We start from the raw sequence: 11,821 nt of genomic DNA on the forward strand, positions 1-11,821 counted from the left end.
AGAATAAACAAAGAGGACAGGAATCCCTATCCTCTTTGTTTTAGTGATTAAATTGAAATATCGTTCTGCTCTGTCTTATGATATTTTAATAAACTAAAAGATAAACAAGCGGAACATAAAATAAGAATAGAAGCGATGATATAAATTGTACGAACACCGAACATATCAGTAATAATGCCAATGCTAAGCATAGATAGTCCAGAGGCTGTTGAAAGAAGTGCGCCATGTGCTGTATACATTTTTGATAATAAAGAAGGGGCGACACTTGATTGTAAAACAGTCGTTTGGGAAATATCTCTAATTTGATAACATGGTCCCATTAGAACACATAGAAAAAGCGCAATAAATCCGCTGCTTGTCATACCATATAAAAATGTAAGAATGCTAAATATAAGAGAGCTAATCGACATAGATCGTATTAAATTGTTTTGAATATAGGAACTCATTTTCCATGCTAATAGACCACCGATTAACGTGCCAACATAATAACTTGTATTAATATATCCCCACCATTCTTCGCCCTTATGAAGGATAGTCGTAACGTATGCCATCGTAATAGCACCAATCCATATTGTCCCTGCGAAAGTTTCGATTAAGTCCATATATGTAACGGTACGGAGAGAAGGATTTTGAAATAGGAGTTTCCAACCTTCCAATAAAACAGTACTTTTGGAAGAGGGAGAATCTGCTATTCTTTCAGTATGTATGGAACGTAATGAAAAATGTAATGCAATGCATCCGAAAATCATTAAAATGTTATTAATCATGAGTGTAGAAGTAGCGCCAATGAGAAGAACGACAATACTCGTAAATGAATAAGCAACGGCTTGCACAATTTGTGTTGAAAAGGAAAAGATACTATTTACTTTTACTAATTTTTCTTTCGGTGTAAGGCGTGGAAGAATACCGTATAATAATGGAGCACTCCACCCGCTACATAATGAAATGACAAAAATAAAAGTTAATAGAGCTATAATGTTTGTGGATAAGACCGGGAACAAAATCATTAATAATAGTAAAAAGACTGTTTTCAACCATTGGAGCGTATATAACAGCGTATAAGATGGAAAACGATTTATTATAAGTGGTGCAGAGATGTTAGCAATTAGATTTGTGATAACTTGTAATAATGGAAAAAGAGCAGTAATAGTAGCTGATTTAGTTGCTATATAAATATGAGTTGTAATAATCATTACATATACGATGTCAGCGAGAGTAATGCATATTTTGGAACCTAAATAGTAGATTAGTGACAGGTTTCTCAATAAGAATATCACCTCTATAAAAAATAGTATTTAGTAATTGTAATAATTGTAATTTAAAAATTAAAATTTTTAAAGAATTTAATTTTTTGTCACTTTTTGAAAGGGATTTTCATGTATAATGAAGAATATATTGATATAGTATTATATTAATGATCATTGTAACAGTGAATATGTACAATAGCTTGTAGCAAACGCCCAAGTGTAAGAAAGGGCGGATAAACCATTCTTTTCTTCATATACATATAGAAAATGAGAAAGAAAGTGAGGGTTGCATATGGCTGCTTGGGTAATTTGGTTTATAATAGCTGGTATTTTATTTATCGCGGAAATGTTGTCGATTACATTTTACATGCTTTGGCTTGGAATTGGAGCTGTTGTCGGAGGTCTTATTGCTTTGTTTGCTCCTGATGCACTACTGTTACAAGTTACTGTTGGTGCAATTGTAAGTTTAACTTTGACATTCTTTACGAAAAGAATTTCAAAAAACTTTCGAGAAGCAAAAGGTTTTACTGATACAGTAGATATGCTTGTTGGTAAAAGAGGGATTGTTATGCAAGCGATTACAAATGAAGCGAATGGTATTGTGAAGGTGGATGGAGATACTTGGACAGCTATTGCAGATTCTTCAATTGATGCTGGAGAAAAAGTCGTTGTTATAAAGAGGCATAGTACTATATTACAAGTGAAAAAGGAGAGTGAATAAATATGGTAGCATTAACGTTAACGATTATATTCGCACTAATTGTAGTTACATTTATCGCATTAACAATTAAAATTATTCCTCAGCAAAAAGTTGGGGTTGTTGAAAGATTTGGTAAGTTTCAACGTATAATGCACCCAGGGTTAAATATTTTAATACCAATTGTAGATCGTGTTCGTGTATATCATGACTTACGCATTCAACAAACGAATGTACCACCGCAAAAGGTAATTACGAAAGATAATGTTCAAGTAGAAATTGATACAATTATTTTCTATCAAATTGTTGAACCAGAACTTGCGACATATGGTATTTCAAACTATGAATATGGTGTTCGTAATATTACTTCAGCAACGATGCGTCAAATCATCGGTAAAATGGAACTGGATGAAACGTTATCTGGTCGTGAAAAAATTTCAACAGAAATCCGCTTAGCGCTTGATGAAGCAACAGAAAAATGGGGCGTACGTATTGAACGTGTCGAAGTTGTTGATATTAACCCGCCAAAAGATGTGCAAGCATCAATGGAAAAACAAATGAAGGCTGAGCGTAATAAACGTGCGATTATTTTAGAAGCTGAAGCAGCAAAACAAGATAAAGTCCTTCGCGCTGAAGGAGAAAAGCAAAGTAAAATCTTGATGGCTGAAGGGGATAAAGAAGCACGTATTCGCGAAGCTGAAGGTATAAAAGAAGCAAAAGAATTAGAAGCACAAGGGGAAGCACGAGCAATTGAAGAAATTGCAAAAGCAGAACAAAATCGTATTGAATTGCTTCGTGAAGCGAATTTGGATGAGCGTATACTTGCTTACAAATCATTTGAGTCATTAGCTGAAGTTGCAAAAGGACCAGCAAATAAAGTCTTTATTCCGTCTAATGCAATTGAAACACTTGGTACTCTTGGGGCAATTGGAGAAATATTTAAAGAAAAACAAGCGAAGAAACTACTTTCAAATGATACAGGAAAAGAACAATAAAAGTGAGGAAGAGAAATGGTATACCATTTCTCTTTTTTTGTGCGTATATTCTGAAAAGCTTGTACATATCCATGTATAAAGAAGGTGATGCAGTGAAAAAGTATGCAACTCGAATACATGGGAAGAAGCTGATTTCGTTACTCCTTTTATATGCGCTAATAGTAATTATGATAGCGTCGATTTTGACGTCATTTTTACATACAATGAAATCGAATTATGCAAATCAATGGTTTGGAAAAGTATCGATGCAAGGTTTTGTTCAAATGATAGAAAGTGAGAATCGCTATTACGGATTTGATTATTTTAAGAAGAATAAAAGAGAGTCAGTTGGGAATTTAATGTTCTCTATCGCGACAGATTTGAAAATTAAAGATTTAAGAACATTCGTCGGTAAAGAAGTACCTGGTATGTCAAAGTATTATTCTAATATTATCGTAGCTGGGGAAGGGACAAACTTGACAAATATCCCAAATGAATCTAGTGTACCGATTGAAGAAGTAACGAAAGAACGGGAAATAGCAAAAGATAAAGTTACAGAAGCGGAAAAGAATAATCCGGTTCAGAAAAAGAACGGAGCGAAAAAAAGTGAAAGTGCAGTATATATTTATCATACACATAGCTGGGAATCCTTCTTTCCATTATTACCAGGGGCAACTGATCCATCTAGCCCAGATGTAAATGTGTCTTTACTGGGGAAACGTATGAAAGAGCAACTTGAAGGACAAGGAATTCCGGTAGTTCATGATAAAACGAATATGGGTGATTTATTAGCGAGTAAAAAGTGGGTATGGTATCAGTCATATAAAGCGTCTCATGAATATGTAAAAGAAGCATTAGCACAAAATAATAAAATTGCGTTTCCGATTGATATACACCGTGACGATCAGCGTAAGAAAGTAACAACAAAAGTAATTAACGGAAAATCGTATGCAAGATTATATTTTATAATTGGGATGGAAAATGAAGGCCGTGCTGAAAATGAAAAAATTGCAAGAGCGATCAATAGTTATTTAGATGAAAACTATTACGGATTAAGTAGAGGGATTTTTCCAAAGTATAAAAAAGATGGAAATGGCGTTTATAACCAAGATTTATCGAAAAATGCGATGTTAATTGAAGTTGGTGGTGTTGATAATACGTTAGATGAATTATACAACACAATTGATGTGTTAACAGAAGCGTTTAGTAAATATTATTGGAATGATGCGGAAAAAGCGAATGGATGAGGGACGGGAGACCGTTCCTTTTTTATTTTGGAATCTTAAAATGTGATATAATGGAATTTTATGAATGTTAAATAAAGGGAGAGAAACATGCAAATACTACTAATACGCCACGGAGAATCAGAAGCTGATATTTTACATGTGCATGAAGGTCGAGCTGATTTTGAGTTAACTGACAAAGGGAGACAACAAGTACAAAGACTTGTACAGAAAGTGAAAAAAGATTTTGCACCAGATTTCATTTGGGCAAGCACATTAAAACGCGCTCGTGAAACGGGTGAAACATTAGCAGAAGCAATTGGTTGTCCAATTCAATTAGAAGAGGAATTAATGGAGTTTAATAATGGAGTGCAAGCAGGCTTATCATTTGAAGAAGCAAAGAAATATCCAGAGCCAAAGTTTCTTCATGATCGTTTTGAAAACGGGGAATCGTTTATTGAGTTTCGAATGAGAATAGAAGGAATCTTTTCTAAAATCTTGACAGAGAATACATATGACCGAATTGCAATTGTTGCCCATGGGGGCGTAATTAATAGTCTATTACGTGCATTTTTCAAAATGCCAATTTCAATGGACTACTATTTCAAAATGGGAGATACGGGAATAAGTTTAATTGAAATTGAGGGTGAACAAAAAACGGTGCATTTCATTAATGATACGAATCATTTGGACGGGATGTAAAGACTTATGTACAAAGTTGTATTTTTCGATGTTGACGGTACGTTATTAAGTGAGATTGATAGAAGCATGCACGAAAGTACAAAAGAAGCGGTACAAAGATTAATAGATAAAGGAATTCACGTAGTTGTTACAACTGGAAGACCATATAGTTTATGCTCACAATTTAAGGAACTAGGTATAAATACGTTTATTTCAGCAAATGGTGCACATATAAAATGTGGGAAAGAAGTTATACATAAATCAGTACTTTCAAGCGAAATCGTTCATGATATTTCAAATTTTGCTGAATTACATGGTCACAGTGTTTCTTACTTTACAGAAGAATTTGCAATGAATAATATTGCTTCCAAAGATGAACGTGTCATGCGAGCGTTAAATGAAACTTTATATTTAGAGCAGTATCCTGACAAAGTTAGAAACTTATCAGATGAGATGTATTGCATATGTCTGTATGCTGATGATACAGAAGCTCAAAAATTCATTGAAAGATATCCAGCACTTACGTTTGAGCGTTTTCATGGTTACGTTATAAATGTATTGGAAGATAGTAAAGTATCGAAGCTAACTGCAATTCAAAAAGTATTGGAACATTTAAACATTAGTAAATTAGAAGCCATTGCTTTTGGCGATGGTGGAAATGATATTGAGATGTTGCAGTATGTAGGATTAGGAGTTGCGATGGGAAATGGTGGAGAGGAGTTGAAGAGAAGGGCTGATTTCGTTACAACGAAGGCGAGTGAAGGCGGAATTTCTTATGCCTTAAAGAAGTTGCGCATTATTTAAAACTAATAGTTAGTCAGTGTGAAAAATCCTGTTTTATTAATGGCTTTTGTTAATATGTATACTGTTTTAGGGAATTATTTGAGCTCTCCTACTTACAATTTAACTGCAGAACAAATCCTTTATTTTCGCTTAGCAGGGCTGTTTGGTATGTTGCTCTCACCACTTGCAGGTCGTTTAACAAAGAGGTTTGAAGTAAGGAAAGTTCTTCAAGGAGGATTGTTGATTGCTATTTTTAGTCTAAGTTCAATAGGCTTTGTTTCGTATCTATCTCTACTTGTAATGATGAGTGTCTGTTTTGTAATAGGTATTGCTATATCCGTTCCGTCTTTAGTTTCTCTTGTAGGTCAATTAGGAGGGGAAATTAGGAATGATACTTTTTATTGGTTTTGTAGCTTCTCTATTTATAATTAATGAATGAGTGGAAAATCACTCAAATAAAGGAATGCGAGGATCGTTCATATGCTCGCATAATAAAATATGAATTTGTCCACGATGATGATAAAAGTGTGCAACGATTTCAAGTAACCATTCAAAGCGCGAATAAGAAATACCCCAATAGGCAGTCATAACTTCTGCTAATTCTATTTGGGAGTAGGAAAGAAATGTTTTAGAGAGAAGGTTGTAACCTTCAATCATCGTTTGTTGCATGTGAGCAACTGTTACGGGGGTACGTTCTATATAAAAGGTATGTAATTCTTTTTCTGGAATACTATTTAAAATGAGTAAATCAGCATGACAAATAAGAGAAAGATGTGCACACATTTCAAATAATGATCGTTTTGAGTGAATCGGTTGTATTTTTAAATCGTTTTCACTATATTGGTTAAGCATATCAATAGAAGTATCAATAGCAACTTTTAGTTGATGCAATGCAGATTGAACAAACATTGTAATTCTCCTCGTCTCCGTATATAATAGTTTCTTGAGGATATTATATCATACTCAAAATTCCGAAAATTCTAGTAGTTTGACTAGCATAATGAAAAGTATTATATTGTAAAAGGTCATATGAAACGTGAAATAGAATGGAATGCAATTATTGAGTTAGGAGTTAGACCAATGAGTTTGAAATATGGAAGAGATACAATTGTAGAAATTAACTTAAATGCTGTAAAACATAATGTAAAAGAATTTAAAAAACATGTAAATGATGAAGAAATTAAGATGATGGCTGCTGTAAAAGCGAATGGGTATGGCCATGGGGCAGTTGAAGTTGCCAAAGCTGCAATTGAAGCAGGAATACATCAACTTGCAGTTGCATTTGTAGATGAAGCAATAGAATTAAGAGAAGCAGGAATTACTGTGCCGATTTTAATTTTAGGATACACACCAGTAGCGGCTGTAGAAGATGTAATTCAATATGACGTTATGATGACTGTTTATAGAGTAGAAGATTTACATGGTATAAATGAAATTGCAAACCGTCTTCAAAAGAAAGTACAAATTCAAGTGAAAATTGATACAGGAATGAGTCGTATCGGTTTACAAGAAGAAGAAGTTAAACCATTTTTAGAAGAATTAAACCGTATGGAGTATGTAGAGGTAGTAGGGATATTTACGCATTACTCTACGGCAGATGAAATCGATAAATCATATACGAATATGCAAACAAGTTTATTTGAAAAAGCTGTTAATACAGCGAAAGAATTAGGAATTCAAATACCATATATTCATAGTTCAAATAGTGCGGGATCAATGGAATTAAGTAACACATTTCAAAATATGGTACGCGTTGGAATAGGAGTGTACGGTATGTATCCGTCAAAAGAAGTGGATCATTCAGTCGTTTCTTTACAGCCTGCGTTGTCGTTAAAATCAAAAGTAGCTCATATTAAACATGCGAAGAAGAATCGTGGTGTAAGTTATGGGAATACGTATGTAACAACTGGTGAAGAATGGATTGCGACTGTACCAATTGGTTATGCTGATGGTTATAATCGTCAATTATCTAATAAAGGCTATGCGTTAATTAACGGGGTTCGAGTACCTGTTATTGGCCGTGTTTGTATGGACCAGTTAATGTTGGATGTTTCAAAAGCGATGCCAGTACAAGTAGGAGACGAAGTAGTATTCTACGGTAAACAAGGTGAAGAAAATATCGCAGTAGAAGAAATAGCGGATATGTTAGGTACAATAAATTATGAAGTTACATGTATGCTAGATAGAAGAATTCCGCGTGTCTATAAAGAAAATGACGAAACAACTGCAGTTGTAAATATATTAAGAAAAAACTGAATCATTTCGATTCAGTTTTTTTATTCATATCAAATGCGAATATACCCTCGTTATGTAATACGGAGTAAACTTTGTGAAACACACTTTTTAGTTCATCTAAATTAAACTATCACCGGCAGAGATGACCAGTCCCGCAACAAAGATCTAATATACGAGAGTAGGGAAGAGCATCTTGTAAAACGAGGCTGGGTAGGAGTATTAAACAAAATGTCTCCAATGTTTATTATAGATGTTTGCTAAAATATCATAATTAGAATAAATTGTTTTTTTAACATATGTATTCACCTAAAAATTCATTAAATTATAATAGTCATGCCTCGTTTTAATTTCAAAACCACATTGTGTATATAGTTTTAAAGCGTGGATATTTTTTGTTTCGACGTCTAATTCAATTGTTGAAACTCCTTCTGTAATAAGGGTATGTACTATATTACAAAGAATATCTTTTCCGTATCCTTTACCTTGATAAGAAGGATGAACGGCGAATCCTGATAGTGTAGTAGATTGCTCTTGTTTAGAAACTGTAATTGTTCCTATCACTTTTTCAGCAATAAGGGCACTGTAAACTTGATGGGAAGATGAATTCATCATTTTTTGTAACCATGCAGTCGTATTTTCTACTGAATCACCAAAAGCTTTACTAGAAATTTTAATAAGATCAAGAAGTGATTCTGAAGTTGCAAGAGTAAGCTGTATATTATTATCTGTTGTTTTTTGAATTTCGTTTGTTTTGCACTCCATACTATATTCACTATATAAATATGGTAACTTCATATGTTTTACAAATTCATTCCCAGAAATAGAATCCCCATTAATAATAAGAAGAGCTTCATCTGTCTCTCTATTTTGTATTTCTTTCATTGCAGTTTGTAAAAGGATAGTTCCGAAACGTTGTTTTCTAAAATGAGGATGTACAAAGCCTATTAGTTCAAGCTTTGTTGGTCTTTCGAAATCATACATATTTAAAGCGCCAATTAATTGAGTACCGTTATAAAGAAGAAAATCGTTTATATAATCTTCATTTCGATTTTTTAAAAAGTTGATATGTAAATCTGAAGAGTAATCAAGATTGTCTTGTTGCCCACAAATATAAGCCAAATCCTTCATTTGCTGTATTTCACTTTCTGTTACAGAACGCTTTTTCTGAATATCCATTGTATACTCCCTCTCATTCGTATTTAAAAATAGGATGGGTGACTTAACCATTTTTTTAATTCCACATTACCTTGCACAGATAACAGTCGGTATAAATAACGATAAGGCTGTCTATATTCTTCTAAGTGAGGAATAGACATAATTGTTTCGTAACCACTTTTAAAGACATGTGCTTCTTTTTCTGTAAATTCCATAAATTCATTATATAACAGATGATGTGTTATGAGGATAAAGATAAAAAGATAGACAGTATACTTACATTTATAGTGAAAACTCATTAAAAATATTATATTTCTCTATTTTTGTATGAATTGTCTAAAAATAATGGTGGTAATACTTGAATGTAAGACTCGTATCTTTAAATCTATGAAGAGTAAAAGTAAAATTAAGCATTCATTTATAAGATTGTGAATCACAATAATGTAGACTATAGAAAATATTTCTCAATAATAAAATGAAGAGAAAAGCATGAAGAAGTAGAATGCATTCATTTATAATAGACTTAAATTAATTAATATAATTAATTGTTAATTTTATTATATTAATTGGATAGGAGAGAATGTTATGGCAAATGTACTCGTAATAAATTTTCCTGGGGAAGGTCATATTAATCCGACTTTAGCTGTTGTAAGTGAGTTAATTCAGCGAGGGGAAACAGTTGTTTCTTATTGTATTGAAGATTATAGAAAGAAGGTTGAAGCAACAGGTGCGGAATTCCGAGTGTTTGAGAATTTTCTCTCTCAAATTAATATTATGGAACGAGTAAATGAAGGTGGGAGCCCTTTGACGATGCTATCTCATATGATTGAAGCATCAGAGCGTATTGTTACTCAAATTGTAGAAGAAACAAAAGAAGAAAAATATGATTATTTAATATATGATAATCATTTTCCAGTAGGACGTATTATAGCGAATATTTTACAATTACCAAGCGTTTCATCCTGTACAACGTTTGCTGTTAATCAGTACATTAATTTTCATGATGAGCAAGAATCGAGACAAGTAGATGAAATGGATCCATTATATCAATCTTGTTTAGCGGGAATGGAAAGATGGAATAAGCAGTATGGAATGAAATGTAATAGTATGTATGATATTATGAACCATCCTGGTGATATTACGATTGTATATACTTCAAAAGAATATCAGCCACGTTCAGAGGTATTTGATGAATCGTATAAATTTGTAGGTCCATCAATTGCTACTCGAAAAGAAGTGGGGAGTTTTCCTACCGAAGATTTAAAAAATGAAAAAGTGATTTTCATTTCTATGGGAACAGTTTTTAATGAACAACCTGCTTTGTATGAAAAATGTTTTGAAGCGTTTAAAGATGTTGATGCGACAGTCGTATTAGTCGTTGGTAAGAAGATAAATATAAGTCAATTTGAAAATATCCCGAAAAACTTTAAGTTGTATAATTATGTCCCGCAATTAGAAGTTTTACAGCATGCTGATGTATTCGTGACACATGGTGGTATGAATAGTTCGAGTGAAGCGTTATATTACGGTGTTCCATTAGTTGTAATTCCGGTAACAGGAGATCAGCCATTCGTTGCAAAACGATTGACTAAAGTAGGGGCAGGCATAACACTTAATCGTAACGAGTTAACCTCTGAATTGTTACGTGAGACTGTAAAGAAAGTAATGGATGATGTGACGTTTAAGGAAAATAGTCGTAAAGTGGGAGAGTCGCTTAGAAATGCTGGTGGATATCAAAGGGCAGTTGAGGAAATATTCAAATTAAAAATGAAGCCGTACGTAAAGATTAAATAGATGTTAAAAACACACTTACTTTTAATTTGTAAGTGTGTTTCTAGTATTACGCGTTACATGTGTTACATAAAAATAGCGATAAAGGTGAAACTTTTCTGTATATAAATCGATACCTTTGAATTAGTAGTAAAATTACGTTAAAATAATACTAAGAAAATATATAAGTTTTGGGGGTAATGAATGAAGAAAGTATTTGAATACGTATTATTAACAATTGGCTCAATTATAGTAGCAGGTTCATTAGAGCTTATTTTAGCACCTAATGGATTAGTAGATGGCGGGGTAACGGCTATTGCTATTATGGCAAATAAAGTCGCAGGATTGCCGCTTTATGGTGTGTTCTTAGGAATTAATATCCCAATTTTATTATTTACTGCAAAAGTAATGGGAAAGAAGTTTTTTATCCGTACATCTTATGCGAATGTAGTTACAACACTCGGATTAATTTATTTAAAACCATTTCCAGCAATTACGACTTCTGAGTTATTAATTGTACTTTATGGTGGAGTACTGTTTGGAATTGGTGTTGGGATTGTTGTTAAAATGGGTGGAGCAATTGACGGTTCGGAAATGTTAGCAGTTTGGATGAATAAACACTTTAATGTACCGATTAGTACATTTTTACTTGCAGTAAATGCAGTTATTTTCATCTTTGTTGCCATTTTATTTTCAATCGAACAAGCGATGTTCTCGTTAGCAATTTTCTATATTGTTACGAAGATGATTGATTTTATACTAGATGGTATTAATCAAGGTAAGAGCGTTATGATTATTTCTGGTAAGAATAAAGAAATAGGCGATTTACTTATGAAAGAATTGCAACTATCTGTTACGTATCTACATGGAGAAGGTGGTTTTTTAGGGGAGCATAAGAGAATCATTTATTGCATTACAAACCGATTCATTTATCCGAAAATGAAAGATCTCGTTCTCTCTGTAGATCCAACCGCTATAATTGAAGCTTCCTATTCAACAGAAACGACTGGTGTGAAACGTCCGGGAAGGAAAGCTAGGTCAGGTGAATAACTAGAA

At 33.2% G+C, this 11,821-nt stretch carries 12 protein-coding genes and 2 pseudogenes; 9 read left to right on the forward strand and 5 right to left on the reverse strand.

Going from position 1 to position 11,821, the window contains the following annotated elements; translation table 11 throughout:
- Positions 1 to 47: 47 nt before the first annotated feature.
- A complete protein-coding gene (locus ACX9TM_RS10675; protein WP_001245231.1) occupies positions 48 to 1,265 on the reverse strand; it encodes an MFS transporter in 1,218 nt (405 codons plus the stop codon).
- A gap of 274 nt (positions 1,266 to 1,539) precedes the next feature.
- On the opposite strand from ACX9TM_RS10675, the gene ACX9TM_RS10680 reads away from it, so the two are divergent.
- From ACX9TM_RS10680 to ACX9TM_RS10705, 6 genes are all read left to right on the forward strand, one after another.
- Complete coding sequence (locus tag ACX9TM_RS10680; protein ID WP_000741976.1) at positions 1,540 to 1,968, forward strand: NfeD family protein; 429 nt, start codon at positions 1,540 to 1,542, stop codon at positions 1,966 to 1,968.
- Positions 1,969 to 1,970: 2 nt separating this feature from the next.
- Complete coding sequence (locus ACX9TM_RS10685; RefSeq protein WP_000226251.1) at positions 1,971 to 2,939, forward strand: SPFH domain-containing protein; 969 nt, start codon at positions 1,971 to 1,973, stop codon at positions 2,937 to 2,939.
- A gap of 20 nt (positions 2,940 to 2,959) precedes the next feature.
- Positions 2,960 to 4,165 carry a stage II sporulation protein P gene (spoIIP, locus tag ACX9TM_RS10690; RefSeq protein ID WP_306427315.1) on the forward strand — a complete coding sequence of 402 codons (1,206 nt, stop codon included), beginning with the start codon at positions 2,960 to 2,962 and terminating at the stop codon, positions 4,163 to 4,165.
- 87 nt (positions 4,166 to 4,252) lie between these two features.
- Positions 4,253 to 4,843: a histidine phosphatase family protein gene (locus ACX9TM_RS10695; RefSeq protein WP_001166435.1), complete on the forward strand. Its 591-nt coding sequence runs from the start codon at positions 4,253 to 4,255 to the stop codon at positions 4,841 to 4,843.
- Positions 4,844 to 4,849: 6 nt separating this feature from the next.
- Positions 4,850 to 5,626 carry a Cof-type HAD-IIB family hydrolase gene (locus tag ACX9TM_RS10700; RefSeq protein WP_000278977.1) on the forward strand — a complete coding sequence of 259 codons (777 nt, stop codon included), beginning with the start codon at positions 4,850 to 4,852 and terminating at the stop codon, positions 5,624 to 5,626.
- A 39-nt stretch (positions 5,627 to 5,665) separates the two neighbouring features.
- Positions 5,666 to 6,037, forward strand: coding sequence for an MFS transporter (locus ACX9TM_RS10705; protein ID WP_011110050.1), 372 nt, complete (start codon positions 5,666 to 5,668; stop codon positions 6,035 to 6,037).
- Between the two features lie 15 nt (positions 6,038 to 6,052).
- Here the strand turns inward: ACX9TM_RS10705 and ACX9TM_RS10710 are convergent, their stop codons facing one another.
- On the reverse strand, positions 6,053 to 6,514 hold the full coding sequence (locus tag ACX9TM_RS10710; RefSeq protein ID WP_065382145.1) for a DinB family protein: 462 nt from the start codon (positions 6,512 to 6,514) through the stop codon (positions 6,053 to 6,055).
- A gap of 171 nt (positions 6,515 to 6,685) precedes the next feature.
- Between ACX9TM_RS10710 and alr the strand changes: the two genes are divergently transcribed.
- Positions 6,686 to 7,861, forward strand: coding sequence for an alanine racemase (gene alr, locus ACX9TM_RS10715; protein WP_065382148.1), 1,176 nt, complete (start codon positions 6,686 to 6,688; stop codon positions 7,859 to 7,861).
- Positions 7,862 to 7,883: 22 nt separating this feature from the next.
- Here the strand turns inward: alr and ACX9TM_RS10720 are convergent.
- The 3 genes and pseudogenes from ACX9TM_RS10720 to ACX9TM_RS10730 all read right to left on the reverse strand — a co-directional run.
- A pseudogene (locus tag ACX9TM_RS10720) lies at positions 7,884 to 8,146 on the reverse strand (class I SAM-dependent methyltransferase); the annotation flags it as partial.
- Entirely contained in the window at positions 8,147 to 9,016 is an 870-nt protein-coding gene (locus ACX9TM_RS10725; protein ID WP_000354420.1) for a GNAT family N-acetyltransferase, read from the reverse strand. It abuts the pseudogene before it with no gap.
- Positions 9,017 to 9,039: 23 nt separating this feature from the next.
- Positions 9,040 to 9,201, reverse strand: a pseudogene (locus tag ACX9TM_RS10730) (nitrate reductase); the annotation flags it as partial.
- A 379-nt stretch (positions 9,202 to 9,580) separates the two neighbouring features.
- Here ACX9TM_RS10730 and ACX9TM_RS10735 point away from each other — a divergent pair.
- Positions 9,581 to 10,789 carry a macrolide family glycosyltransferase gene (locus tag ACX9TM_RS10735; protein WP_065382144.1) on the forward strand — a complete coding sequence of 403 codons (1,209 nt, stop codon included), beginning with the start codon at positions 9,581 to 9,583 and terminating at the stop codon, positions 10,787 to 10,789.
- Between the two features lie 180 nt (positions 10,790 to 10,969).
- Positions 10,970 to 11,815 (forward strand): YitT family protein, encoded by an 846-nt coding sequence (locus ACX9TM_RS10740; protein ID WP_000755126.1) that lies wholly within the window; start codon positions 10,970 to 10,972, stop codon positions 11,813 to 11,815.
- Positions 11,816 to 11,821 lie beyond the last annotated feature (6 nt).

This window comes from Bacillus sp. LH1, assembly GCF_057924895.1.